Source organism: Paenibacillus sp. FSL P4-0081 (assembly GCF_000758565.1).
GTDB lineage: Bacteria > Bacillota > Bacilli > Paenibacillales > Paenibacillaceae > Paenibacillus_AQ > Paenibacillus_AQ phytohabitans.
The window spans coordinates 3,894,091-3,918,925 of sequence record NZ_CP009280.1 but is presented as its reverse complement, the minus strand read 5'-3'; the positions used below and the strand labels follow the sequence as shown (position 1 = coordinate 3,918,925).

23 protein-coding genes and 1 pseudogene are annotated in these 24,835 nt (G+C 50.8%); 4 read left to right on the top strand and 20 right to left on the bottom strand.

Annotated elements, in window-relative coordinates; genetic code table 11:
- Positions 1 to 164: 164 nt before the first annotated feature.
- On the bottom strand, positions 165 to 1,025 hold the full coding sequence (locus P40081_RS16765) for a DUF421 domain-containing protein (RefSeq protein ID WP_042136999.1): 861 nt from the start codon (positions 1,023 to 1,025) through the stop codon (positions 165 to 167).
- Between the two features lie 223 nt (positions 1,026 to 1,248).
- Here P40081_RS16765 and P40081_RS16760 point away from each other — a divergent pair, with 223 nt between their 5' ends.
- Complete coding sequence (locus P40081_RS16760) at positions 1,249 to 1,455, top strand: DUF1657 domain-containing protein (RefSeq protein ID WP_042136998.1); 207 nt, start codon at positions 1,249 to 1,251, stop codon at positions 1,453 to 1,455.
- A 93-nt stretch (positions 1,456 to 1,548) separates the two neighbouring features.
- Here the strand turns inward: P40081_RS16760 and P40081_RS16755 are convergent, their stop codons facing one another.
- The 3 genes from P40081_RS16755 to P40081_RS16745 all read right to left on the bottom strand — a co-directional run bounded on the left by P40081_RS16755 (position 1,549) and on the right by P40081_RS16745 (position 4,335).
- Complete coding sequence (locus P40081_RS16755; protein ID WP_042141156.1) at positions 1,549 to 2,142, bottom strand: class I SAM-dependent methyltransferase; 594 nt, start codon at positions 2,140 to 2,142, stop codon at positions 1,549 to 1,551.
- A gap of 219 nt (positions 2,143 to 2,361) precedes the next feature.
- The gene (locus P40081_RS16750) at positions 2,362 to 3,426 is read right to left on the bottom strand and encodes a Gfo/Idh/MocA family protein (RefSeq protein WP_042136996.1); all 1,065 of its coding nucleotides are present in this window, start codon (positions 3,424 to 3,426) and stop codon (positions 2,362 to 2,364) included.
- 21 nt (positions 3,427 to 3,447) lie between these two features.
- Positions 3,448 to 4,335 carry a sugar phosphate isomerase/epimerase family protein gene (locus P40081_RS16745; protein ID WP_042136994.1) on the bottom strand — a complete coding sequence of 296 codons (888 nt, stop codon included), beginning with the start codon at positions 4,333 to 4,335 and terminating at the stop codon, positions 3,448 to 3,450.
- 124 nt (positions 4,336 to 4,459) lie between these two features.
- Between P40081_RS16745 and P40081_RS16740 the strand changes: the two genes are divergently transcribed.
- On the top strand, positions 4,460 to 5,329 hold the full coding sequence (locus P40081_RS16740; protein ID WP_042136992.1) for a helix-turn-helix domain-containing protein: 870 nt from the start codon (positions 4,460 to 4,462) through the stop codon (positions 5,327 to 5,329).
- A gap of 130 nt (positions 5,330 to 5,459) precedes the next feature.
- Here P40081_RS16740 and P40081_RS40045 read toward each other — a convergent pair.
- The 6 genes and pseudogenes from P40081_RS40045 to P40081_RS16715 form a co-directional block, all read right to left on the bottom strand.
- Positions 5,460 to 5,964 (bottom strand): annotated as a pseudogene (locus P40081_RS40045) (transposase); the annotation flags it as partial.
- Between the two features lie 281 nt (positions 5,965 to 6,245).
- Entirely contained in the window at positions 6,246 to 7,406 is a 1,161-nt protein-coding gene (locus P40081_RS16735; protein WP_042136991.1) for a Gfo/Idh/MocA family protein, read from the bottom strand.
- Positions 7,407 to 7,616: 210 nt separating this feature from the next.
- The gene (locus P40081_RS16730; protein ID WP_042136989.1) at positions 7,617 to 8,825 is read right to left on the bottom strand and encodes an L-serine ammonia-lyase; all 1,209 of its coding nucleotides are present in this window, start codon (positions 8,823 to 8,825) and stop codon (positions 7,617 to 7,619) included.
- Positions 8,826 to 8,847: 22 nt separating this feature from the next.
- Positions 8,848 to 9,684 carry an enoyl-CoA hydratase/isomerase family protein gene (locus tag P40081_RS16725; protein ID WP_042136987.1) on the bottom strand — a complete coding sequence of 279 codons (837 nt, stop codon included), beginning with the start codon at positions 9,682 to 9,684 and terminating at the stop codon, positions 8,848 to 8,850.
- A complete protein-coding gene (locus P40081_RS16720; protein ID WP_042136985.1) occupies positions 9,674 to 10,513 on the bottom strand; it encodes an enoyl-CoA hydratase/isomerase family protein in 840 nt (279 codons plus the stop codon). Before P40081_RS16720 ends, P40081_RS16725 begins: the two co-directional genes overlap by 11 nt.
- Positions 10,514 to 10,542: 29 nt before the next feature.
- Positions 10,543 to 11,760 carry a M20 metallopeptidase family protein gene (locus tag P40081_RS16715; protein WP_231575376.1) on the bottom strand — a complete coding sequence of 406 codons (1,218 nt, stop codon included), beginning with the start codon at positions 11,758 to 11,760 and terminating at the stop codon, positions 10,543 to 10,545.
- Positions 11,761 to 11,992: 232 nt separating this feature from the next.
- Between P40081_RS16715 and P40081_RS16710 the strand changes: the two genes are divergently transcribed.
- Complete coding sequence (locus P40081_RS16710; protein ID WP_042136983.1) at positions 11,993 to 13,306, top strand: hypothetical protein; 1,314 nt, start codon at positions 11,993 to 11,995, stop codon at positions 13,304 to 13,306.
- Positions 13,307 to 13,372: 66 nt separating this feature from the next.
- Here P40081_RS16710 and P40081_RS16705 read toward each other — a convergent pair whose 3' ends face one another.
- Positions 13,373 to 14,254 (bottom strand): LysR family transcriptional regulator, encoded by an 882-nt coding sequence (locus P40081_RS16705; protein ID WP_042136981.1) that lies wholly within the window; start codon positions 14,252 to 14,254, stop codon positions 13,373 to 13,375.
- 120 nt (positions 14,255 to 14,374) lie between these two features.
- On the opposite strand from P40081_RS16705, the gene P40081_RS16700 reads away from it, so the two are divergent.
- Positions 14,375 to 15,277 carry a DMT family transporter gene (locus tag P40081_RS16700; RefSeq protein WP_042136980.1) on the top strand — a complete coding sequence of 301 codons (903 nt, stop codon included), beginning with the start codon at positions 14,375 to 14,377 and terminating at the stop codon, positions 15,275 to 15,277.
- On the opposite strand, the gene P40081_RS16695 is transcribed toward P40081_RS16700, so the two are convergent.
- From P40081_RS16695 to P40081_RS16655, 9 genes are all read right to left on the bottom strand, one after another.
- A complete protein-coding gene (locus P40081_RS16695; RefSeq protein ID WP_052421859.1) occupies positions 15,272 to 16,189 on the bottom strand; it encodes an alpha/beta hydrolase fold domain-containing protein in 918 nt (305 codons plus the stop codon). The two genes, P40081_RS16700 and P40081_RS16695, sit on opposite strands and share 6 nt — an antisense overlap.
- Positions 16,186 to 16,749: a PadR family transcriptional regulator gene (locus P40081_RS39025; protein ID WP_076244939.1), complete on the bottom strand. Its 564-nt coding sequence runs from the start codon at positions 16,747 to 16,749 to the stop codon at positions 16,186 to 16,188. Before P40081_RS39025 ends, P40081_RS16695 begins: the two co-directional genes overlap by 4 nt.
- Positions 16,750 to 17,114: 365 nt before the next feature.
- Entirely contained in the window at positions 17,115 to 18,614 is a 1,500-nt protein-coding gene (locus tag P40081_RS16685) for a DHA2 family efflux MFS transporter permease subunit (protein WP_042136976.1), read from the bottom strand.
- A gap of 30 nt (positions 18,615 to 18,644) precedes the next feature.
- The gene (locus tag P40081_RS16680; RefSeq protein ID WP_042136974.1) at positions 18,645 to 19,268 is read right to left on the bottom strand and encodes a TetR/AcrR family transcriptional regulator; all 624 of its coding nucleotides are present in this window, start codon (positions 19,266 to 19,268) and stop codon (positions 18,645 to 18,647) included.
- 207 nt (positions 19,269 to 19,475) lie between these two features.
- A complete protein-coding gene (locus tag P40081_RS16675) occupies positions 19,476 to 20,246 on the bottom strand; it encodes a stalk domain-containing protein (RefSeq protein ID WP_042136972.1) in 771 nt (256 codons plus the stop codon).
- A gap of 100 nt (positions 20,247 to 20,346) precedes the next feature.
- The gene (locus P40081_RS16670; RefSeq protein WP_081969989.1) at positions 20,347 to 21,129 is read right to left on the bottom strand and encodes a M15 family metallopeptidase; all 783 of its coding nucleotides are present in this window, start codon (positions 21,127 to 21,129) and stop codon (positions 20,347 to 20,349) included.
- A gap of 63 nt (positions 21,130 to 21,192) precedes the next feature.
- Positions 21,193 to 22,527 carry an FtsW/RodA/SpoVE family cell cycle protein gene (locus P40081_RS16665; RefSeq protein ID WP_042136970.1) on the bottom strand — a complete coding sequence of 445 codons (1,335 nt, stop codon included), beginning with the start codon at positions 22,525 to 22,527 and terminating at the stop codon, positions 21,193 to 21,195.
- Entirely contained in the window at positions 22,524 to 22,856 is a 333-nt protein-coding gene (locus tag P40081_RS16660; RefSeq protein ID WP_039292805.1) for a PadR family transcriptional regulator, read from the bottom strand. Before P40081_RS16660 ends, P40081_RS16665 begins: the two co-directional genes overlap by 4 nt.
- Before the next feature lie 473 nt (positions 22,857 to 23,329).
- Entirely contained in the window at positions 23,330 to 24,784 is a 1,455-nt protein-coding gene (locus P40081_RS16655; protein ID WP_042141151.1) for a DHA2 family efflux MFS transporter permease subunit, read from the bottom strand.
- Positions 24,785 to 24,835 lie beyond the last annotated feature (51 nt).

The following is a 24,835-nucleotide window of genomic DNA, read 5'->3' as shown; positions in this document are numbered from 1 at the left end:
AGTAAATATTTGTAATTGTACAGAGGTTTCAGAACCATTTTATTGTATTTCTTTGAATTATAGAATTTTCTATGAATTTTCCGCCGGACTCTTCTGGATTCACAGCGATGTGCATAGGAAATAACCCCACTATGTGGGGTCTTAGCTTCAATCAATATTTGGTGTCAATTTTGGATAAAAGGCTTCAGCTTCTTCAGCAAGGTCTGCAGCTGTTCTGAGCAATTTTCGTACATCTGCTTGGCTTCTTTATGCTTCGTTGACAAGCTGAACAGCTCCAGATCGGCTTCGCATTTCTTAAGCAGCGCATACAGCTGGGGCTTGTCCTGCGGCTGCTGAACCTCCACATTATCCGTGTACAGATCTACGGTAAGCTCGCCGTAAGAGTCTACCTGGCCCAGGAATACATTCTCCACGCTCAGATCAAGCTTACCAAGTTCCCCCTCCAGCCAGCCGCGCGACAGATTCAGGGTATCGAGCGGTTCATCCATAATTTCGCCGTCCATAATCACAGCCTGAGTCTCTCTCTCTGGAGCAACCTTAATCCCAAGATGCTTGGGTGTAAGCGGCTGATTCTCACGGGTGAGCAGCACATTGATCGCACCGTCCGACTCCATAATGGCAAATTCAACATCAGCCACTTTGAAGACATCCTTTTTGCGCAGCTCCTCCAGCAGCTCGTCCGTCGACAGACGCTCCTTCTTCATATTGTCTTCCAGGATCTTACCGTCTTTGATCAGTACGGTCGATTTGAAATCAATGAAATCCCGAGCTTTCTTGCTCTTGATCTGAAGGAATTCAATTCCGAACGAGAAGGCAACCCAGACAATTAGTGCAATCAGGCCGAGGTGCCAGGTTTTGTCCGTATCCAGCGAGATATATGCTGCCAAGCTGCCTATAGTAATTCCCGTAATGTATTCGAAAAAAGACAGCTGTGAAACCTGACGCTTCCCCAGTATTTTAGTAAGGAAGAAAAGCACTACTACAGCAAAAATTGTCCGAAGAATGACCTCCAGTGCTTCCGGCATTCGTAAAACCTCCTGTAAAGTTATTCATTACCCGCATATATCGCATCAGCTTCATTATTTGTCAAAACAGGCGGAAAATAACCAAGAGAATAAATTCCTGCTGCCAAATGGGCGCACAGACTATCTGCCAAATGGGATTTGTTACCTGTATGTCCTGCTAAGGGATGCGGATACTACACTGTGAGATTCTGTTCCAACCCAGACCCGAGGAGGTAATGATCCAATGACTGTTGCATCACAGGTCAAAACCTGCGTAGCTTCGCTGAAGAGCGCCCAAGCCAGTCTTGAGCAGTTCGCCATGGAAACCCAGAACGAGGAAGCCAAAACCCTGTTCACCAATGCTGCAGAGCAGACGCTGCAGATTGTCCAGCAGGTGGAAGGCCGCGTAGCCGAAATCGAGAAAGAAGAGCCGCAGTATAAAGGGTTCTAACCGGCATTAGTTATTAAGAACGCAAAAAGGCTGATCCATACGCAGATTTCTCTGCTACCGGATCAGCCTATTTGTTACTTTTAAATACAAGTCTCACACTTTAACTGCATCTGCAATTAATGAAACAAAACCTAACTTCCCCTCCGTATTACGGTGATCAAAACGCTTGGACCGGTAGATGAAACCGCCGCGCTCATCCCAGGGAAATTCATGAAATTGGCCGGATTCATCACAGTACTCCAGCAGTTTAACCTGATACCCTGCGGCAGTGAACATCTTCTGCAGAGTAATATAAGTATGTACGATCCGGTGAGAGGCAGCAGGATGGTCCAGGGGTCCCGGCCCGCCGATCTGCACAATGTTCTGATAAGCTTCATCCGGGAAGAATCCGTCCGGAACAGCACAGCGGATATATCCGCCTGGAGCCAGATAGGTATAACAGTTGCAGGCTGCCTGCACACCTTCCTCATAGGTCAGATGCTCCCAGACATGTTCGGCAAGAACGACCTTCAGGGAGCCGGGGCGGAATTTCTCTGACCAGTCCGCTTCACGCAGCAGATTCAGTTCCGTTTCTTCCGTATGCAGCCATCCTTTGTTGTGCGGACTACCTCCGCTTCCAATCACTACTCTTAATGGTTCATTCAACCGGATCACTCCTTGATTAGCATCCACTACCCTGGTATTCATTGTAATCTCAATTGGAGTAATCAGGAATACAGCATTGTCAGATTCAGATGGATTTATGTGACTTATTTTGCATAACGGATTCTCAGTCCGCATCACGCTACTCGTCTTGTTCCAGCACTACCAGTAACCAGTTACAAGTTTCTTAGAGAATCGCTGATTTCCTATCTTTCACAAAAGAAAAGAGCCGCCGGTCGGCTGCCCTTCCCTCTTCCGCACATTTTATTTATCCGGCACATTCCGCTCGGCATTCCGGATGAATTCGGCAATGTCCAGCTTGCTGCCTGTCCGCGCACTCTCCAAAGCGCCAAGCACCATCGCCATACTATAGCGGTTGTCGCGGCAGTCGGTCTCGGCTGGGCGCTGCTCCGCAAGCGAGCGGAACATCTCTTCGAGACAGCCCTGATGGAAGGTCTCCTCCATCTGCACAGCCGGCCCTTCTACCCGCTCATATTCATTGAGGAACTGTCCGGCAGCTTCACCGCCACCGATAATCTCGGCATACGGCATATCCCGGCCATCCCAGATGGCTGCCCCCCGTTCCCCCTGGACCCGCCATGAGGCTTCCCAGGACGTAGGCGCTCCTTCTGCACACCATGAGCCCTGATAACAGAATACGGAGCCGTCTGACATTTCAAAAATACAGATAGCCGCCGCATTCCCTTCATACCACGATCCTGGAGGGTTGAATTCCTGGCAGTACACACTTACAGGATCGGCGCCGCTGATAAAGCGGGCCTGATCGAAGGTATGGATGGCCATGTCCAGAAGCAGCGGGCTGTCCATCGCTTCCCGGAAACCGCCGAAATGCGGAGCCAGAAAGAAGCTTGCGCTTATGGAGCCCGTCCGCCCTATGACTCCCGAGGTGATTAGCCCGCGCAAAGAGCGGATATGCGGATCATACCTGCGGTTCTGCATGACGGCATGGCTCAGCCCGGTACGTCCGGCCATGTTAACGATTTCATTACATTGCTCCATCGTTTCCGCCAGCGGCTTCTCGGTAAAGACATGACATCCGGCTTCCAGTGCCTTACTGGCAATACTGAAATGGCTGGAAGGCACGGTGATATCGAACACCAGATTGGCCGCTGTAGCTTCAATTGCCTGTGATATATCTGTAAATACCGGGCAGGTGAGTCCATGTTTCTCTGCCATGGCCTGCGCGGATTCCACCCGGATATCTACGAGTCCGACGATTTCAATATCAGCATGCTTCAGCGCATAGCTGATCCATTCATTAGCCATCGCTCCACAGCCCGCAACAACTACACGATACTCTGCTGTCATAGGTGTTCCCCGCTTTCTGGATTAGACCGGATTTGGCACGAAACTGCCGCCCCGGCAATTTTTCAAATAATGGAGCGCATGAACCTGTCCTGTCATTTCCAGCTCGTCACGGTAAACGGGATCATGCCAGCCTTCGATATCAATCGTTCCTGTGTATCCGGCCTGCCGCAGTACCGAGATTACATCAGTCCAATTCGTATCCCCGAAGCCCGGTGTCCGGTGCCACACATACGGTTTAGGTCCGTGAATTCCGTATTCCTTGATAATATCCCAGGCAATCGTAGCGTCCTTGCCGTGCACGTGGAAAATTTTGTCCGTCCATTTGCGCAGCTGCGGAATCGGATCAATCAGCTGCACCATCTGGTGGCAGGGCTCCCATTCCAGACCCAGATTATCGGCATTCACCGCATTGAACATCTTCTCCCATGCTGTAGGGTTATGGGCAATATTCCAGTCTCCGGATTGCCAGTTTCCATCCATGGAACAGTTCTCAAAGGCAATTCTGACGCCACGGTCCGCGGCTCTTTTGGAGAGCTCACCAAACACCTCTGCAAATTTCGGGATGGACTCGTCAATTGAAACCCCGGGCAGTCGTCCGGTGAAGCCGGAGACCATATCGGTTCCAAACAAATGGGCGTGGTCGATCAGCCGTTCCCAGCTGCCCAGCGCATCCGAGTTATCCCCAGTGCCTGTAAGCGGATTCCCGAATATCCCTACAGAAGAGATCACGAAATCATGCTCCGCAGCCAGTTCACGCACCCGTGCAGCAGTTTCTGTCAGATCCGTGTTTCCCGTTGTCTGCCAGAAGGTCAGGCTGAATGATTCGAACCCGTGACCTATAATTTGCGGAATCACTCTTAGTGCATCCCCGCCTCCCACCAGTGTCCCGATTCTCATTGTATCCTGCATCTTGTATACCACTCCAATATTGGTTTATAGTTAGTTCAACAACCCAAGTATATCCTTCATTTCGGGCAAAATCTCTTCTTATCTTGTGTTAAACTAGCTGAATCTTGTGGGAGTTGAAGCCATCATGACTTATCCGAAGGAACTTAAGGAATACCCTGCGCTCGAGGAGAAGATCTATCCATTCCGCTTGTTCTTTAATCAGTGCCAGGGCGCCAAGCCCGAGCAGAATATCCTGTTCCTGCACTGGCATGAGCATTTCGAGATTATTGTCATGCGTGAAGGCCGGGCGATCTTTCATGTGGACAGCAAACCGTATGAAGCCGGTCCCGGAGACGTAATCATGGTACCTTCCGGCGGGCTGCATGTCGGCTATAGCTTGTATAGCGGAGATGTTTCTTATATCTCGATTGTTTTTCATGCCTCATTGTTCAAGGACCGGAATCAGGATTCCCAGCATGAGCAATTTGTGGCCCCTTATCTTAGCAATCAGTATCAGTTTCCGGTCATGCCGGTGGTCCACAACCCGGAATGCGCCTCGTATTATCCCTTGCTTGAGCGGATTATTGAGGAGGTGCAGGCTAAACAACCGGCTTTTCAGCTCGTGGTGAAGAACCAGCTCCACTTATTCTTCACACTCCTGTCCCGTACCTTCCCCGCCCAGCAGAGTGAACGTCATTCTATCAACCGCGAACGCTTCAAGCCGCTGCTGGAATACCTGGAAACACATGTCGATCAGAAAATGTCGGTCGAGCGTGCTGCCCGCTTTGTCAATCTGAACGCTTTCCATTTCTGCAAAACCTTCAAGAAGCTGACCGGACGCACCTTCATTGACTATGTGAACCTGTGCCGGATGGATGAAGCCGAGCGGCTGCTGCGGGAGACCGGCTTCAGCATTACAGAGATTTCCGGCAGAGTCGGCTGTGACAATCCCAATTATTTCACGAAGCTCTATAAGCAGTACAAAGGCCTGACACCTTCTATGGTTCGTAAATAGCCATAGGGGCTGTCCCAAAAGTAGGTTTTCTACGGCGGAAGACCGTTCTCTTCATTCTGAATGTTACAAAAAGTGAACAGAGCAGCGATTCTCCCGTTATTGGAGGATCGCTGCTCTGCGTTTTTGGTCATCGTACGGCCAAGGTGTAACCTTCTTCACTCCGTAGAATTTCACGCGCCTGTTTCTGGTATCGCAGTCGTTCACGCTGACGACCACTTCCCGATTTCCTGCCGCTTTCGTGCAACGCTCCTTTAGGGGGCAGCCTTCACAGGAGCTGCTTCGGTAATGCCGTCTGCGAATTTCTTAGCCACTCTCTAGGGTCTCCTTGCTTTCCCTGTGGAAATGCAGCCTGTTCCCAGCTGGGCACGTCCAGTGATCCTCGGCTGTATCGTATGTCCAGTTTTCGATTTTACAAACATTCGCTTTCCAGGCTCTAGTCTTTTCCTTGTGGTAGCTGCCGTACTTCACCACCGCCTGTATCTCTTTCTTTTCCAGATAGGCGTAGTTTTCTTCGCTGCCGTAGCCTGCATCCGCAATGACTGTCTTTGGCCATTCCCGAGGATTTGCTGGGCTTTTTCCAGATGCGGCTCTAAACAGCGGGTGTCGGTCGGTCTTTGATGTATACTAGCAGTAAGGACGGTTTCTTTTTGTGATTTTAGAAAGATTTGAAGAAACTTTTCCCGCTTAAACAGCGGAGAGGACGGAACGATTGTGGAAAAGCGGCAGCGGTCGCCTTGGTCTCCGGATTTTCACCGCTAAGGGGAATGAAAAAAATCTGGAGACCACAGCGATTGGAACAACGGTCCGTTCGCGGAGCGTCCACCCAAGTGCTCACGTTGATCCTACTACAAAATAAAGAGCTGTCCCAAGCAGCCATTTCATGGCTTTTGGGACAGCCCCTTTTTACATTTAGAAGCTACATTTCAGATATCGGAACCCAGCGCCGCTCTTCAATCGAACGTTCCACAGCTTCCAGTACAGCCTGGCATTTCACACCGTCCCGGAAATTCGGCTCCGGCTGACGGCCTTCGGCAATCGCATTCGACAGCTCCAGCATCTCGTGAATGAATGTGTGCTCAAATCCAATCGTATGACCCGGCGGCCACCAGGCTTCAGCATAGTCATGTGCGGGATCGGTGGCGAGCACTCTCCGGAAGCCCTGCACATCCTCATCATCCGAGGTCAGATAGACCTCCAGTTCGTTCATCCGCTCGAAGTCGAATTTCACACTGCCCAGACTGCCATTGATCTCAAAAGAATTGGTCGAACGATGCCCGGCCGCGAACCGTGTCGCCTCAAAGCTGCCCAATGCGCCGTTTGCAAAACGGGCCAGGAACAAAGTAGCATCATCCACCGTTACCGCGCCGCGCGGTGCATCTTTGCTGGCCCGGGCGCTGAGACCTGTCATCTCCGTTGCCAGGGGCCGTTCCTTGACGAACGTCTCACTCATGCCGATGACCTCCTGCACATCCCCTACCAGGAAATGGGCCAGATCAATCAGATGGGCCCCCAGATCCCCATGCGATCCTGAACCGGCAATCTCCTTCTGCAGCCGCCAGACCAGCGGGAATTCAGGGTCGAGAATCCAGTCCTGCAGGAACCAGGCACGGAAATGATAGATCTTTCCCAGCCGCCCGCTCTCGATCAGCCGTTTCGCCAGCCTGACCGCCGGGGAGAAACGGTAATTGAAGCCAACCATATGAACAATGCCGGCCGCCTCTGCAGCCTGGAGCATTTCTCGCGAATCTGCCAGATTCAGCGCCAGCGGCTTCTCGCAGAAAATATGCTTGCCTGCAGCAGCAGCCGCCAGCGCAATCTCCTTATGGGCATTGCTCGGCGCATTGATGTCGATTAGATCAATATCGTCACGCCCGATCAGCTCTTTCCAGTCGGTTACACTCTCCGACCAGCCCAGCTGGTCTGCCGCCTCCTTCAGCGCTTCTTCATTGCGTCCGCAGATGACGGACATTTGCGGTTTGACGGCCTTCGGGAAGAACATCGGCAGACTGCGGTAGGCGTTGCTGTGGGCCTTGCCCATGAATTTATAACCTATCATTCCAATGCGTAGCTGTTCCATTTGAAGCCTCCTCTGTTGAAATCACACTCCATGTACACGCATACATTTTCTCATCCAAGCGGCGCCCCGTCAAATTGCTTCTTGAAGCAGCAGCCTGCCCTGTATAGCCTCCAAAAAAAGAACGTCCTTTCTGCCAACCGGCAGCACGGGACGTTCTTCGTTACATTACACAAGTATGAAATTACAGCCACATGATCATGGAAGTATCATTTAACTGTCAGCTTTGTAGAGCTTAGCGAGCCCGCCTTCTGAAGTTTCGCGGTACCTGCTGTTCATATCCAGGCCTGTCTCATACATGGTCTGTACAACCAGATCAAAGGATATCTTACGGGTACCAGACAAGAATTTGGCCAGGCTCAGCGCATTGATCGCCCGCATCGCACCGACAGCATTCCGCTCAATGCAAGGGATTTGAACGAGTCCGTTAATCGGATCACAGGTTAACCCCAAGTGGTGTTCCATAGCAACCTCCGCCGCATACTCAATCTGGTCAATCTCCATACCGGACAGTTCAGCCAGTGCAGCCGCTGCCATAGAGCAAGCCGTGCCAACCTCCGCCTGGCAGCCGCACTGAGCGCCGCTGATGGAGGCGTTCTGCTTGACCAGGTTGCCAATGAGCCCGCCGACGGCCAGAGCCCGGAGGATCTGTTCGTCCGGGACCTGCATCTTCTCCTGCATATAACGGAGCGAAGCGGGCACGACACCGCTGGCCCCGCAGGTCGGGGCCGTTACGACTGTGCCAGCGGCGGCATTCTGTTCGTTGACAGCAAAAGCGTACGCGCTGACGATCCTGTTCTCCCTCGTCTCCGGGCTCTCATCCATATCCCGCTGATGATACAGATATTTCGCCTTGCGTTCGACCTCAAGACCGCCCTCCAGAATACCTGTGACAGACAGCCCTTCGTCAATCGAACGCTTCATCGCTTCCCAGATTCCTTGGAGGAAATCCCAGATCTGTTTGCCTTCGCGCTGCTCGACGTAATCGCTTAGACGAATATGATTGGCGTTACAAAAGGTGCTGATCTCAGCAAAGCTGTTCTCAGGGTAGACATCTGGCGTTTGCATCTCCTCCCGTCCCTCAATAACGATGTCCCCGCCGCCGATACTGACGACACGCATGGATGAGATTTGGCGCCCGTCTTTGTAAGCGAACAAATCCATCGTATTGGGATGGGGCAGAACAATATCTGCCTGTGGAACAAATTCAACCTCCGCCGGAACGGGTGAAAGTGCTCTAAGAATAGCCTTGTCCGTCAAATGGCCTTTGCCTGTTTTGGCAAGGGAACCATAGATCAACGCCTTGAACTCATCTGCGTCTTCATTCTCTGATTTGAAGATCCTGGCCGCCTTCTCCGGCCCCATAGTATGGGAGCTGGACGGTCCACTGCCAATCTTAAATAGCTCAGTCAAAGATCTCATAGCACCCTTATCCCCCTTCTGGCTATTGCCCATTCCTCTGAAAACGTTCCTTGAGCTTCATGAGCCGCTCATGAATCCCCTCATCATCCATGGCCATGTCATACAATTGGTGAGTAATCTGTAGACCCTGATCATGGGCAAGGGCTTTTTTCCACGGGTGCGACACAATCGAATGTGTAAGATGTCTTACCGAGCGGGGCGCCTGCATGATTCTTTCTGCCAGCTCCCACGCGCGTGGAAGAAGCTGTTCACGAGGCAGCACCTCACTGACCAGACCGAGGTCTAATGCCGCTTGAGCATTAATGTTCATCCCCGTATATGCGTAGAATGCCGCTTTCTTGGTTCCCAGCAGTTGTTGAAGTGCTAAGACAATTCCGTCTCCGGGCGGTACACCGCCCAGGTAATGGGCATCGAAGAACGCTGTGTCTTCCGCACAGATGGTAATATCACACAGCGTCCCCAACTGCCAGTGTGAGCCCGTGCCATTGATCACCCCAATAGTAGGGATGTCCAGGCAATGAACCATATTCTCAATCATTCTAAGTGATTCATGGTACATTTCCAGCTTCCGGCGATTCGGCCAATCCATGAATTTCGTATTCCAGACTTCAGGATTGCCGGTCTGCCATAACTCTCCTGTCCCTGTAAGAATCATGACCTCATTCTCAGGATCACGGCCAATATCTGACCATACGTGACCATAAGCGGCTTGGACCGGCCAGTCGAATTGTAAAGGTCCCCCGTCAGTGTGCATACGCACTTCCAGGATGCCGCCGCGGCGGGTCATGAGGAATAAGTCCTTGTACTTCTCCGAGTATTCTTCGAGCCGAGTAGGCCCCGTCATCTTTCTATTGAACATCGTTGCCCATCAGGCGTCCCTGCATTTTCTTCAGCCGTTCCAGTGCTCCTTCTTCATCAATAGCCATGTCGTACATCTGGTGGGCAAGCTGGAATCCCTGATCGGCGACCAGAGCCTGCTTCCATGGCCGGGAGATAATGGAGTGAGACAGATGTCTCGTTGAACGCGGTGCCTGCATGATCATCTCCGCGAGCTCCCAAGCGCGTGGAAGAAGCTGCTCACGGGGCAGAACTTCACTGACAATACCCAGATCCAAGGCGGTCTGACCGTTGATATTCTTGCCGGTGTATGCGTAGTAGGCTGCTTTTTTGAAACCGATCATGCTCTGCAGTGTGAGCAGCATTCCATCTCCTGGAGGCGTGCCTCCCAGATAATGCGGATCGAAAAAGTCCGCGTCTTCCGTGCAAATGGTAATATCGCAGAGCGTTGCGAGTTCACAGTGCGTTCCCGGCCCGTTGACCGCCCCGATGGTCGGGATGTCAATGCAGAAGATCAGATTTTCAAGCAGTCTCAGCGATTCATGATACTGTTCGAGCTTCTTTTGCTTCGGCCAGTCCATGAATTTAGTATTCCAGACCTCAGGGTCGCCAATCAGCCATTTATCCCCGGTTCCCGTAATAATCATGACTTCGTTCTCAGGGTCACGGCCAATATCTGACCAGGCATGAGACCAGGCGGTATGAGCTTCCCAATTGTGCGTGTACGATCCTCCGTCGGTGTGAAGACGCACTTCAAGGATTCCGTCACGGCGGGTCATTAACAGGAATTCCTTGTATTTCTCCGAGTACTCTTCAAATTTGGTGGGTCCAATCATCCGTCTCTCTGTCATTGTAATTCCTCCTAAGTTTGGTTTAGAGCTTATCTGTTACTTTCAAGCCAGTCTCTGGCAAAAGCTGCGTAAGCCGCAGCCCCTCTATGAAGCACCTCATCCGAGAACATCGTCTTTGGATGGTGTACAGGGTAACGATAACCATCTTCGATATTGCCTGCGTTAAGAAACACTGTGGTACTTGGCACCGCCTGTGAGACAAACGCGAAGTCTTCCGAGCCCATTAATTTGCCGCCGGGTACCAGTTCGGTTATACCAATGTAGGAACCGTCACCAAAGGTATTTGCAATCGAAACCCTCATTTGCTCATTAAGCCTGCCATCCGTTTTCACTTCGGGACAGCCTCTGGTATAGATCACTTCCACCTTGGCCTGAAAAGTTTCTCCGATCCCTGCGCTAATTTCGCGGATTCGGGTCTCCACTTTATCCCGCAGTGCGGTGTTAAATGTGCGTACACTGCCTTTCATTCTGGCCGTATCGGGAATCACATTGTTTGTACTTCCGCCTTCCATCACGCCTATGGTAAGGACTGCATTATCAATCGGCGAAATTTCCCGGCTAAGTATACCCTGCAGCGCCAGATGAAGATGAGCAGCCACATTTAAGGGGTCCACTGCGGCCTCGGGCATTGCGCCATGTGAGCCCCGTCCGCGGATGATGATTTCGAACCAATCCGAAGAAGCAGAAATCGCTCCACCTTCCTCAGGCACTACAAATTGTCCGATAGGAAGTGGCATTCCGGTCAACACGTGAAGCATCATGGCTGCATCCACTTTAGGATTGTCGAGAATCCCGCTCTCAAGCATCATTTTTGCCCCGTGCAGCGTCTCTTCACCCGGCTGAAACATAAGCTTAACCGTCCCGCGAAGCTGCTCTTCGTTAGCCTTCAGGATCTCCGCCGCTCCCAGCAGCATGGAAGTATGCATGTCATGACCGCAAGCATGCATGTTCCCGTTCAACGACGCGTAAGAAAGCTCCGTTTCCTCTGAAATGGGCAAAGCGTCCATATCTGCACGGAGAAGAACCACCTTCCCGTCATGCTGTCCGCCAATGGTAACTGTTAGCCCTGATTCCCCTACGGGAGCGGGCTTAAGACCCATCGACTCCAACACCTCTTTGACGTAGGCCGTTGTTCTGGGCAAACTTAAATCAAGCTCCGGAATCGCATGAAGATGATGCCTGTACATGACCAATTTGTCCTGTAGCTGATGAGCCATACTCAAATCGTCTCCAGCTTCTTCAATCACAATAACATCTCCCAAAACACAAATTGAATGAATGTAAGTACAGAGTTTAAATGGCCTCCTTCACATTTTAAGACTTTTTAAGAACGATTTTATCGTACTTTTAAATTCATTCGCTGTCAAGAGATTATTAGACATTTTAAGAACATTATTTTAAAGGTGCCGGAACGTTGTAATATCACATTTATTGTGATATAACTCTTTTGATTGCATTGTCTTTTGAAAGGAATATACTATGAAAATCAAGCTGGGTATTATCACGCCAGAGAGCCATATGGATTATTTCCGCGCCATTGAACAAGAAATGCGGCCCATATGCCAGTTCCGGTTCCTTACCATCAGCACCTTCGGACAAACAACAGACCTGTATCTGCAGAACTTAGATTCGGTGGATGGATTTGTGGTCAGCGGCAGGATGCTTTATGAGTCAATAGATAAGGATTGCCTGGATGAGAAGGTCCCTATTCACATTTTGCAGGATAATGAGAACCTTCTATATAGAGAACTCTTCCGGGTGCTGGTGACAGAGCCCGGGCTTGATATATCGAGGATCTATGTGGATTATGCGTATGTTATCGATTCCTTCAGTGAATTCCAGCAATACCTGACTCATGAAGGGAAGCCTGTTGACAGCGGAGATTTGTTCGAACGGGTGGAGACCATGCTGGAGAACCATATCACTTTGTGGGAAGCCCAAAAAATAGACCTGTCCATTACAGCGTTCGGCCACTTTGTTCCAGAGCTCAAAAAGCACGGAGTCAGATATATCTTGATCCGGCCCACTTTGGAAGATGTTAAAGAGACCCTAAGCGAGATCATCAACGAGATTACCATCCTCAAGCTTAAGAACCAGCGGGCAGTTGTCGCATACTTATCGGTCCACAATGAGCAGCCACCATCTGAAGATCAGCTTCAAGAGCTGAAAGCCCTGGTTGGCAGGTTTCTGCATAGCGTGAATCTTGCCGACACAGCCCAAATTTCGGAAGGCTTTGTCAGACTATACACCACTTACGGAAATTTCATGAAAATTACCTCCAATGCGCAGAACTGCTCACTGCTGGAGTATCTGGAATTGTACGTAAGCTACAAGGTGAAGATCGGGTGGGGCTCGGGACATGAATATTTTCAAGCTAACGAAAACGCCGCCAAAGCTTACAGACAGGCGAAAGCCTACACGGGCAGCTGCAGCTTTTTTATAAACGAGGATCAGAAGGTTATCGGCCCAATGCAGAGCATGAATGTCATACAGTTCTCTGAACAGGGGGACCCGGAAATCATCGCATTGGCCAAAAATATTGGAATAAACAACATCAATTTGCAGAAAATCATGTCCTACGCAGAAATTATGAGAACAAATAAATTATCCTCTGAGGATGTTGCTGGGTGCCTGTCCATGACCGTCAAAGGTGCAAACCGTATCCTTAACAAAATTGAAGAAAAAAAATACGTACAAACGGTATTTGAAAAACGTGACAACAGTAAAGGGCGGCCGAAAAAATACTACGAGCTGTTGTTTCTCGACAAAGAAGGACGCAAATTAAGCAAATGATGCGCATTGCAAAAAGGCATGTTTTCAAAACTGAAAACGTGCCTTTTTTGCGCTGGATTTATCAAGTCAAATCCCTTCTTGGCCGGACGACCAGCTCTGCACATGCTGCAGGAATCGTCTCGTTGCAGGAGAAGCATATTTCATCGAGCTGACGGCAATTCCCAATGAGCGGAAACTCCGTTCCTCCAGCTCAAGCATGGCCACATTATGATTCTGGAACCGGGTGACCAGCTCCGGGAGGATGCTGATGCCCAGCCCCTTCTCTACCATGGCTATGATCGCATAGTCATCCCCGGCCGAGAATTTGATGTTCGGCTTAATCCCCGCCTTCTCCAGCACCCGCTGCACATCATAGTCCGAGCCGGGTCTCGGAATGATGAAATCCTCGTAGGCGATCTGGGCCAGCGGCATGTACGGGGCTTTGCTCAGCGGGTGGTCCAACGGAAGAATCGCCAGCATCCGGTCCTGCTTCAGCGGAAAGACCTCAAACTTCTCCCGGGTAGGCAGCGACAGGAAGCCGCAGTCGACCACACCAGCCTCAATCCATTGCTCAATCTCCAGATATCCGCCCTCCATCAGCTTGAATTCAATGTATGGGTACTCTTTGCGGAACTGTTTGATCATGTCCGGCAGCCAGTGAACGGATACGCTTGTGAAGGTGCCTAGTGTAATTGTCCCTGTCTCCAGACCATGAATATCGGCCACCTGCTGCTTCAGCTGCTCATTCCATTTGAGGATTTCGCGGATAGGCGGAATAACCTGCTCCCCATTGACCGTCAGCTTGACACCGGAACGGCTCCTTACAAGCAGCGGAAAACCAAATTCGCTCTCCAGGCTGCTGATCGTATGGCTGATACCGGATTGGGTGAAGCCCAGCACCTCAGCGGCTTTGGTCAGACTGCCCAGTTCAACCACTTTGAGGAACACTTCGTATTTGATTATACTCATCGCTGACCCCCACAGTTTGCATGAGAATTTCTCATGTTTCATATGATAAACATTCAGTTACCTTATGTATTTGAGCGTATTATACTATAATCACTTGAAATAAAGAAGGATGATGATGGAATGAAGCCGTTAAAGGCCGAGCTGATGCTCATAGTAGTAACGATGTTCTGGGGTTCCTCCTACCTGTTCATGAAAATGGGACTCGGCACACTGGGGGAATTCAATCTGATTGCACTGCGCTTCGGACTGGCCTTCATTCTGGCGGCTCTGCTGTTCCGCAAACGGCTGCGCAGTGTGGACGCCAGAACATTGAAATATGGAGCCCTGCTCGGCTTTCTTCTGCTCGGTGTGTTCACCTGCATCACCTTCGGACTGAAGACCACCACGACCTCCAATGCCGGATTTCTGGTCGCTTTGACCGTTGTTTTTGTACCGCTGCTGGATGTTCTGATCTTCAAAAAGAAGGTCGCCCCTCCGCAAATCCTCGGTGCCATTCTGGCCATCGCCGGCATCGGGCTGCTCACCCTGAACGGGTCGCTGCATGTACAGCCTGGTGATCTGCTCTGTATTCTGGCTGCCATTTTCTACGCAGTGCAGATTCTGGTTACCAGCCGCGCTGTCAAGAGCAGCGATTCGCTGAATATCGGCATTCTGCAGCTGGGCTTCGCCGGGGGATATGCCCTGATTCTGTCAGCAGTCTTCGAGACTCCTGCACTGCCTTCGACACTTCCCGGCTGGATCGCCATCCTCGCACTCGGTATTTTCTGCAGTGCCTGCGGCTTCATCCTGCAGCCCGTTGCCCAGAAATACACAACGCCGACCCGCACCGGATTAATCTTCGCCCTGGAACCGGTCTTTGCCGCCTTCTTCGGCTACTGGTTCGCACATGAACAGCTTTCGCTGCGAGGCTACACCGGCGCTGCCCTTGTCCTGCTGGGCATTATAGCTTCCGAACTGCTCGGCAGATTGCACTTCGCCCCTTTTCAGGCAAGGATGCTCAAGAAACGGCGGGCAGATCTATAAGTCTTCAATAATTGCTCTGATCTGTGCTCTCGCTGTCTTGGATTCCGGGAAAAAGAACAGCGGCCAGACATGCAGCATTTGCGGATATTCATAGTAGCCGATCTTTATTCCTTCAACCAGTAACCGGTCTTTGAACCTCTTGACATCGGGATACACAATGTCATGCGTCCCAATGAAGATGCTGACCGGCCCTATATCCGTGACCTCCCCATAAGCGGGGCTGATCAAATGAGAAGTAATCTCCTGATCCCCCGCATACCACTCAGCAATTTCTTTGATGGCAGGAACTGCCGTGACAGGATCTTTACGCTCCACAGCCTTGATATCCGGGTTGCTGAAGGTCATGTCGAGCACCGGGGAGATCAGGATCGTGTGTGCAGGCCGTGGTATCCCCTTTTCCTTAAGCAGCTGCACTAGTGCAAGCCCCATTCCGCCGCCAGCCGAATCCCCCATGACCACAAGCTTGTCTCCACACTCAGAACTTTGTGCTAACATCTCCTCATATAGCGGTACCAGCATCTGAAATACTTCCTTATGTCCATATTGCGGTGCCAAAGGGTACATGGGAACCGCAATCGTACACCTCAGCTTGTCTGCCATACCGGCCAGGAACTCCCAATGCAGCGGGGATATCTTCAGCACATAACCTCCGCCGTGCAGATACAGGATCTGTTTGCCGCCCGAAAGAGACTTTGCAGACAGCACATAGTAAGGAGAACCGGCTATCTCACGCTCTTCGACGCTGCATAACGTATACACTTTAGCCGGCGGCTTACTGCTCTCCTTCCGCTGCTTCGTTTCAATTTCCTTCCGCAAAGCTATCCCTGTCTTCTTCCACATGGCGTTAATCCTCATGAGGCGCAAGCCCAGCTTAACCGCTCTGCTCTGCCAGCTTTCTTGGGAACCCTTCATTGTTGTCCTTCTTTCTGCGTCATCACGGCTTCCCGCAAACGCTGCGCCCAGGCCAGATCCAGCTCCTGCGCCTCCAGACGCACCTGCAGCAGATCCATCGTTGTCGCATAGAATCGCCCTCCCGGCGCGGCAGCATCAGGAGCAGTCTCTTTTCGGAAGGCGTCTATCCCTTTTAGCAGCTCTGCAATGCCTTTAGCGGCGTACGCAAGATAATGGTCTACAAGCGCCAGCTGCGCTTCAGGGGCAAGGAACTCCAAATGCTGGGCTTTAATATGAAAAAGCTTCTGATAGGTTGCCGACTCCGTCCCCGTATCCATCATCAGCTCGGTGAACCGGGTCCGCCCTTTACCGGTGAGCTGCAGCGCACGGGACGGCCGTTCACTGGGATAAGGCACTGATGAAGGATCGGCTTCGCAGATCAGTCCCTCTCTCTCAAGTCTGGACAACAGGGTGGACAGCGTTCCGCGGCTGATTTTCTCCCACGGGCTGATAATCTTCGCAATCAGATAAGCATGCAGCGGGAAATGCATCAGCAATGACAGGACCAGTAATTCATACATAAGGAAACCCCTCGTTAATAGTTTTATTAAAACTATATAGAATTCCTTATCAGCCGTCAAGCGGTTCACAAAATACTCCAACTGGCGCCTGCCCCGGATAAATCCCACATACCGCCGTAATTCCTCCCATTTCGCCTTCTGTATCGCATCCAAGGCGATGTGATGTATACCTCTAATTCCTCCTTTCGCCCTTCTGTATAGCCGTCCTATAAGATGACAGCAATTGAGTGACTTCAGTTCTTGCTGTAAAGACATAAATGTTGTATTTCGTGCAGGATTTCGAATCGTAATCGCGACAACGGGGGTGAAATGAGAAAAAACCGCCGCAGCGATTAGCTGAGGCGGCCGTAAACCCAAGATATAAATTAATGTCCCATCATTACAGCAGCGTCGGCCTGCTGCCCTTCCGGAGTTCCGGCGGAACCGGCTGTCTTCGGCTTGCGCAGAATCAGACTGATGACCACTCCGGCCAGCGCGATGCATGCGGAGAGGAAGAATACATCATTGAAGCCCTGAACAGCGGCGACAAGCGGATTGCTTCCGGCAGCCATCTCACCCATATGAACGGTAATCTGGCTGGTTAAGTATCCGGTCATTCCGGCAACCGCGAACGATACTACGACCTGCTGGGCTGCGGCGGTCAGCGGAGTCACCCGGCCAACCCATTCACGCGGCGCAGAGTTTAGAACATGAGTGTTAACCGGCATCATCGACAAGCCCATACCCAGACCCATCATAGCGAGACAGCCCATGATAACGGGAAGACTGGTGTCTACCGTAACACCGGACAACAGGAACAGTGCAGTGGAAATGACACTGAGTCCGACGAACAACAGCGGACGTGCACCAATTTTATCAAATAAACGGCCGCCCACCGGCATACCGATACCGGATGCCAGCGCCTGCGGAAGCAGAATCAGACCTGTCTCAAGCGGTGTGTAGTTGCGGATCTGCTGCAGATACAACGGAACGAACAGCATGGAACCGAACAAGGCAGCCTGGGTCACCCAGGATAGGATAATGCCGCGTGTGAAGTCCGATGAACGGAAGACGCGCAGCTCCAGCAGCGGATGCTTCTGCATCAGCTCAGCAATGACGAACAGCACCAGCGCCACACCGCCGACAGATAGACCTACGAGAGCCCCCGTCGAAGTCCAGCTTTCGCCTCCGCCTTGATTGACGCCATAGGCAAGCATGGAGAACGCAAGCGGAGCCAGAATGATACCGAAGATATCCAGATGGGCTTTGCCCTTCTTCTCTGTAACAGGCAGATATTTAACTCCCAGAATGATACCAACGATACCGATAGGCAGGTTGATCAGGAAGATCCAGTGCCAGCTCACGTATTCTACCAGCCAGCCGGAGAGGATCGGTCCAAGTGCCGGAGCCAGCAGCATGGGAATTCCGAGCATCCCCATAATAGAACCTCTGCGCTCTGCCGGAGCCAGTCTGAAGACCATGGCCATACCGATTGGAGCTACCATACCGCCGCCAAGACCTTGAATGACACGGAAGATGACCAGCTGCGTTGAGGTCTGGGCAACCGAACAAAGAACGGACCCCAGTACAAACATAACAATAGTCGTTAGAAAGACTTGCTTGGAACCGAAGCGGTCAGTCATGTAGCCAGCCAGCGGAATTACGGCAGCCAGCGCCAGCGTATAACCCGTAATGGCCCACTGAACGGTCTTAAGATCTGTTGCGAAATACTGCACCAGATTCGGTACCGCAACGTTTACGGCAGTGCTGTCCAGGATAACCATAATCATGCCGACGATAATAGCCATTAACGGCGGAATAATGGCTTTCAGCGAGAACGGTGCTTCTACTGCTGCACTGTTTCCTTTATTTGCGGTGTTTGTCATTCTATTCTCCACTCTTTTCTCTGTTTATAATTAGTTATACTTATGAAAATAAAGTTCAAATAAACCGTCAATCTGCTCCTCAAGCGGCGAAAGCCTGAACATCTCCTTGAGATCCTCCCGTTCCTTCGGCAGGCTGGAGACCATAATTACCGGAAAAACAATGGCCCCATAGACTTGCATCATCATCATCATGAGCTTGTCGCGGTCCTGCTCCCCAGTGATCTCACTGAGCACTTCCTTAATGCGCTCCAGTCTCATCAGCTTGGAGTACTTCGCATATTCATCCTGTGAGCCCATAATATGATGTCTTTGATCAAGCATCTGCCGGGCCATTCCCGGGTAACGGCTGAGATTCATAATATAACGCATGAAAAATAACTTCATCCGCTCCTTCGGCGGCAGGCTGTCATCTTCCAGTGCTTTGAAGGCATCATCAAAGGTAGACACCAGTCTCTTCACTGCGTCGCCAAACAGTTTTTCCTTGGAGCCGTAATAATAGTTCACCAGTGCAAGATTCGTCTCTGCCCTTGCTGCGATACTCCGAAGGGTGATACAGCTGAACCCCTCTTCGCGGATCAAATCCACGGTTGCATCGAGTATAATCTGCTTCGTATCTTTATCTGAAGAATCAGCTTTGTTGTCAGATTTAACCATAATGCAGCTTGTCGCCCTCCTTTGCCGCGATTTCTAATCATCGATTTAAACAGCGTTTAATCAGAATTTAAAATTACTCTCTTTGGAGTGATCTGTCAACAGAAGTTTTTAGGAATTTTCAAAAGAGTTAGCATTAATAAAAAAGAAGCATCTCCGGCAGCGGATTACAGCTGCGAGATGCTCCTGCTATGAATGATCAATTATTTGTTATTTCGAAGGGTTGACCAGCACTTCCGCTGCCTGCAGCGCCGCCAGGCTCAGCTTCACGATCTTGCCCGATGTATTCAGCTCCAGGGTCAGCAGCGCCTCGGATTTGGAGAAGGACAACACGCTTGTTATTGTCATATTCCCGTCATGCTGCCGGCTCTCCGTAGATTTCACTCCGAAGTACTGGCCAGCCGGAGCGCTTACACCCTCCCAGTTCTGCTGAATGACGGGCAGCGGGGGCTGCTCTGCTTCCGCAGTGAAGTAACGCTCGCGGAGTCCTGTATAGTTGCCTGCGGCCAGCAATCCGGCTACAGCTCCGGCAGTTACCTCCGGTGAGTAGATTTCAACCTGCCCTTTTGCCTGATTATAGGATGTAACCAGCCCGATCGCTGCAAAAAACGACAAAGGTGCATATGCGCGCTGCTGCTTCAGTTCAATACTATCTGTAAAAGGCACCCGATCCTTGCCGTTCAGAATGATCTCTTTCCCGCTCAATCTGAACTCAATGGTTTCCTGGAAGCGATTCAGCTTGAACTGTCCTGTGGCACCTACAAAGGTAGTCTTATACTTAAGGATTTCCGTAGTCTCCCGGAGCGGGAGCATGAGGGTTGTTCCGCTGGTATAGGTTTGCGGTCCATCCAGCTGCAAGGCTTGTCCGTTCACAATAATATTTACACCCGGTGCTGCGTGGACACTATTTCCGGTTAATACTCCCGATCCTGCTGCCAATAACAGTACACTTAGGAAAACGGCTGCGATTCTGTTCTTCAAATCGATCCCACCTCTCCTGTAATATAATTATTATGCACGCAAACTTCAGGGACTAAACTTATATTAATCATTAACCGTTCTGCGCAGCTTTGGAACAGCCTCACTCCACATTAAAGTTAAAATACTGCTGTGGATAAGGCTCCTTGATCAGTGTGAAATGCCACCACTCCTTGGTATAGGGCTTGAAGCCCTGCTTCGACATGGCATCCTTAAGAACTTTACGGTTGGCATGCTGGGTACTGTTGACCAGAGTGGTATTATAGTAAGAAATCTCGCCGAAGAAATCATACGGGCTGCCCATGTCAACCAGTGCCCCTGTTTTTTTATCAGCCAGTGTCAGATCGATAGTGCTGCCCCGCGAATGCCCCGATTTCTTGGAGATGAAGCCCAGCTTGAACAGATTACGCTTGTCCAGCTTGGGATAATACTGCTGCTTCATCTTAATATCCGCGGCATCCTGTGACCAGCGTACGAAGTGATTAACGGCTTGTTGCGGACGGTAGGCATCATAGATTCTCAGGATATACCCTTTGCCAGCCAGATCCTCACTGACTTTCTTCAGCGCACTCGCTGCTGTCCGCGAGAAAATCGCCAGCGGAGCCTTATACCCGTCCACCCTTGTTCCGGTAAAATTATTCTCACTGTAGTAGCGTATCTCATATTGCGCCGTAGGAATCACTTCATCCAGATACACAAAGCCGCCGGGCAGATTGTGTTTCTTCTCCACCTTGCTTTGCGCCGGGGCTGCGGCTGTATTCTGTAGCTTAGGAGCAGCCGCTGTGGCTGCTGTTGCTGTTGCTGTTGCCGTTAAAAGCGTAGCTCCGCCTAGGATAAGCGCACATGAGACCAGCCCTAATTTTCTACCTGTATTTCGCAGCTTCATCACAATGCTCCCCCTCTCCTGCCTCGTCCGTATTTTCACCCTACCAGTATACGTGCAGCCGCACTAGGCGTCCATAGTTAAGTCTAGGCTTGTGTCCGCAGGGAGCATATCCTTCCGCCGGTAGACACCCATCAGCAGCCCGACAGCGGCGAATTCAATGAAGACATGCTGTCCGTAGCTGAGGAATGGGAACGGTATAGCTGTAATTGGCATTCTTCCGCTGAGGATCGATAGACCATAAGCTAAGCGGATGGCTAGCATAAGGGCCAGAGCAAGGATAAGCATCCGCCCGTAGGTATCGCGTACAGCGCGGGTATAGGAAATCATTTTGAGAACGAACCAGCACACTGCCGCGATGAAGAGCAAGCCCCCGGCCCAGCCGAAGCATTGAACCAGAAATACCGGAAAAAGATCCGAATACGCATACGGCAGTCCTTCTTCCGCACCTCCGAAGCCATACCCTCTCCAGCCTGCGGATGTAATGGTCTCGTGAATTCTGCGGTTGAGGTAACCCGGGCCATTAAGCATGTAATTATGATTTATCGCTCCGATGACCCTGTCACGCAAGTTCAAATTATTCCAAACATAGATGGCTCCGCCCGACACAAATGTTATAGCCATTAATCCGGCTGTAATCCAGCGCCGTGTTATCCATACATATAGCGTCAGCGATACTGCCAAATAAACCACCAGCTCCGGTAAAGACCGGATCGCCGCATAGATCACCGCAGGCAGCAGCAGTAAGGCGAACTCCGCGAATTCCCTGGTCCGTCCGCTCCATTTCAGCACAAAGCTGTGGCTGGTCCATATTCCTGTCAGAGCGACAACAAATATATAAGGACTGTATCCAACCAGATCAAAATAAAAGCCCATAAAACCAACATAGCGTCTATTCCCATTGATTAATTCAGGACCCAGCAATAGGCTGGCAACGATAGCCATTAATGCTGCGAGATATATAATTACTGATGCTTTCTGAAGCAGCTTGAAATTGACGAAGTACATTCCTGTCATAACGGCGATCCCAAGGATGATATACACCGTCTGGCGCATCGTCAGATCAGATAGGGCCGGGTTGAAGGAGGTTCCGGCTTCTATAGCCCCCATCCCCAGCAGACTCACAGCTGACAACATCATTACTGCGGTGAGCAGTCCCCACGGAATCCGCGGTTTATGGATTCTGTGCAGATCCCGGCCGACCACCTGCGGATCACCCATTTGCGCGATAGCATATTGCTGTGCTTCTTCTTCAGTTGCACCAAGCTGCTGCCGCTCCAGCATCAAGTCCTGGAAGTGCCCGCTGAGTTCCTCCCTTATCTCCCTGTGCATCCCTTTGGCTCTAACCTCTGCACACACCCTGTCCAGATAGTTGTCCAGCTTCTTCCACTGCTCCATCATGCGCCGCCCTCCCCCAGTACCGAATCCACCGCGCCTTTGAAAAGATTCCATTCTGCTCTCTTCTCCTGCAGCTTCGCCTTGCCTTCATCCAGCAGCCGGTAATATTTGCGTTTGCGCCCTTCTACCTCAAGCCAATACGCCTCTACCCAGCGTTCGCTCTCCATCGCATGGAGTATTGGATAGAGCGTGCCCTCCTTCAGGGAAAATACCCCCTGCGAGCGCTGCTCCAGCTCTTTAATCAGTTCGTAGCCGTATAACGGCTTATCGAGCAGCAGAGTGAGAATCAAGGTCCCCGTGCTGCCCTTCAGCATTTCTTTACTGACTTTCATCGGCATTCCCTCCCGTCCGAATGGCTGTCCGTCGATACATCGTTAATCTATGCTTAATATACTTTAATTCCCAGTTGATGTCCAGAGATTGTCTCCACGTCAGCCATATGAGTAATCCGTTAACTTGCGTATGAGTAACAGTTAACGCTGGCAGACAAGTAACCCGATAATACTTGCACTTGCAGATAAGCAGCCTCTTGGGCATTTATGTTGTACGTTTTACAACTTTGATCCCCAGATACCCGGGCGCCAGAGAGGATTGTTGTACGAAATACAAGAATTGTCCAAATAATCCGTTTGGAGTAGGAGAAATGTTGCCTTTTTTACAACAAATATGAATTAGGAGCGATATCATGAGGGAAATGTTGTATTTAGGGCAGGATTTTATACAATGAATGCTCTGTAAGCTCCATATTGCACATAGCAAAAAAGCACACCCGGATTACGGATGTGCTTGCAGTCAATTAATGAGATTAGTGCATGGAAGCCTGTGTTTTGTGCGAGACAATAACACGTTTGAGGAAGAAAGCAACAACCAGACCGATAATGGCCATCACCATGCCGAAGATGAACGCATTCTGTACCCCATGGGTAAATGCAGCGCCAATATTCAGCGGATCACCAGGATCAGTTACAGTCTTCATGTAGCTCTTGGTACCGGAGGTCATAATGCTTACTGCCAGAGCCGTACCAATTGCCCCTGCAACCTGCTGCAGAGTATTCATGATCGCTGTACCGTCAGGATAGTATTCCAGCGGAAGCTGATTGATCCCGTTCGTCTGGGCAGGCATCATAATCATCGAGATTCCGATCATCAGCACGCTGTGAAGTACAATTACGAAGATAACGGTAGAAGTTGCTGTAATACTCGAGAAGAACCACAGCGAGACAGCAACGAGCACAAGTCCTGGAATAACGAGCCATTTCGGACCGTATTTATCGAACAGGCGTCCCATCACTGGTGACATCAGTCCGTTGATAATTCCGCCCGGCAGCAGCAGTAATCCTGCTTTGAACGCTGTATAGCCTTGTCCCTGCTGCAGGTACATTGGAAGAATCAGCATCGAAGACAGAATCACCATCATGCAAATGAAGACCATCAGTACACCGACCACGAACATCGGGAATTTGAAGGCACGCAGATTAATCATCGGCTGCTTCATCGTCAACTGCCGGATGCAGAATAGAACGAGCGCAATTACACCAATAGCAATGGCGATAATCACCTTCGGACTTCCCCAGCCTTCCGCTTCACCGGCGCTGCTGAATCCATACACAACACCGCCGAAACCAAGTGAGGATAATACAATCGAGAGGATATCAATCTTCGGCTTGGTCACTTCTGTGACGTTCTGCATGAAGAAAATTCCGCTGAACAGCGCGATCACAAGGAACGGCAGGGACAGCCAGAAGATCCAGTGCCAGCTCAGACTCTCAATAAGCAAGCCGGCAATAGTAGGGCCGATCGCTGGAGCTACCATGATGACGAGGCCGATGAGCCCCATCGCCGCGCCTCTTTTCTCAGCAGGGATAATAATCAGGATCGTATTGAACATCAGCGGCAAAAGAAGTGCAGTTCCCATCGCCTGAACCACACGCGCTGTAAGCAGGAATTCGAAGTTCGGCGCCATTGCAGCCAGGAATGTTCCCGCAATCGAGAAGCATAGCGCAGCAATGAACAGCTGTCTGGTCGTGAACCACTGCAGGAGCAGCCCGGAGATCGGAACCAGAATCCCCAGCGTCAGCAGGTAAGCTGTAGTCAGCCACTGCGCTGTGGTCGGAGTAATTTGTAATACATTCATAAGATCACTTAAGGCTACATTTAATGCGGTCTCACTGAACATGCCGATAAATCCGGCAAGCAATAAGGAGACGAGAATTGGAAGGGTCTTAAATTTGCGGGGCTCTGTGTGCCCCTTACCAGTCATAGTTGCGTTCACTCTCATATCCTCCTGATAATCTGTTTGTTCTCTCTCTAT

Bases quoted from the DNA above. Each gene is read 5' to 3' on its own strand.
- P40081_RS16700 (WP_042136980.1), top strand. From the start codon at position 14,375: ATGAAGCCGTTAAAGGCCGAGCTGATGCTCATAGTAGTAACGATGTTC.
- P40081_RS16725 (WP_042136987.1), bottom strand. From the start codon at position 9,684: ATGTTCAATAGAAAGATGACGGGGCCTACTCGGCTCGAAGAATACTCG.
- P40081_RS16765 (WP_042136999.1), bottom strand. From the start codon at position 1,025: ATGCCGGAAGCACTGGAGGTCATTCTTCGGACAATTTTTGCTGTAGTA.
- P40081_RS16660 (WP_039292805.1), bottom strand. From the start codon at position 22,856: ATGAAAGTCAGTAAAGAAATGCTGAAGGGCAGCACGGGGACCTTGATT.
- P40081_RS16670 (WP_081969989.1), bottom strand. From the start codon at position 21,129: ATGAAGCTGCGAAATACAGGTAGAAAATTAGGGCTGGTCTCATGTGCG.
- P40081_RS16705 (WP_042136981.1), bottom strand. From the start codon at position 14,254: ATGAGTATAATCAAATACGAAGTGTTCCTCAAAGTGGTTGAACTGGGC.
- P40081_RS16720 (WP_042136985.1), bottom strand. From the start codon at position 10,513: ATGACAGAGAGACGGATGATTGGACCCACCAAATTTGAAGAGTACTCG.
- P40081_RS16750 (WP_042136996.1), bottom strand. From the start codon at position 3,426: ATGACAGCAGAGTATCGTGTAGTTGTTGCGGGCTGTGGAGCGATGGCT.
- P40081_RS16710 (WP_042136983.1), top strand. From the start codon at position 11,993: ATGAAAATCAAGCTGGGTATTATCACGCCAGAGAGCCATATGGATTAT.
- P40081_RS16740 (WP_042136992.1), top strand. From the start codon at position 4,460: ATGACTTATCCGAAGGAACTTAAGGAATACCCTGCGCTCGAGGAGAAG.
- P40081_RS16730 (WP_042136989.1), bottom strand. From the start codon at position 8,825: ATGAGATCTTTGACTGAGCTATTTAAGATTGGCAGTGGACCGTCCAGC.
- P40081_RS16680 (WP_042136974.1), bottom strand. From the start codon at position 19,268: ATGGTTAAATCTGACAACAAAGCTGATTCTTCAGATAAAGATACGAAG.
- P40081_RS16695 (WP_052421859.1), bottom strand. From the start codon at position 16,189: ATGAAGGGTTCCCAAGAAAGCTGGCAGAGCAGAGCGGTTAAGCTGGGC.
- P40081_RS16755 (WP_042141156.1), bottom strand. From the start codon at position 2,142: ATGAATACCAGGGTAGTGGATGCTAATCAAGGAGTGATCCGGTTGAAT.
- P40081_RS16655 (WP_042141151.1), bottom strand. From the start codon at position 24,784: ATGACTGGTAAGGGGCACACAGAGCCCCGCAAATTTAAGACCCTTCCA.
- P40081_RS39025 (WP_076244939.1), bottom strand. From the start codon at position 16,749: ATGTATGAATTACTGGTCCTGTCATTGCTGATGCATTTCCCGCTGCAT.
- P40081_RS16685 (WP_042136976.1), bottom strand. From the start codon at position 18,614: ATGACAAACACCGCAAATAAAGGAAACAGTGCAGCAGTAGAAGCACCG.
- P40081_RS16745 (WP_042136994.1), bottom strand. From the start codon at position 4,335: ATGCAGGATACAATGAGAATCGGGACACTGGTGGGAGGCGGGGATGCA.
- P40081_RS16665 (WP_042136970.1), bottom strand. From the start codon at position 22,527: ATGATGGAGCAGTGGAAGAAGCTGGACAACTATCTGGACAGGGTGTGT.
- P40081_RS16760 (WP_042136998.1), top strand. From the start codon at position 1,249: ATGACTGTTGCATCACAGGTCAAAACCTGCGTAGCTTCGCTGAAGAGC.
- P40081_RS16735 (WP_042136991.1), bottom strand. From the start codon at position 7,406: ATGGAACAGCTACGCATTGGAATGATAGGTTATAAATTCATGGGCAAG.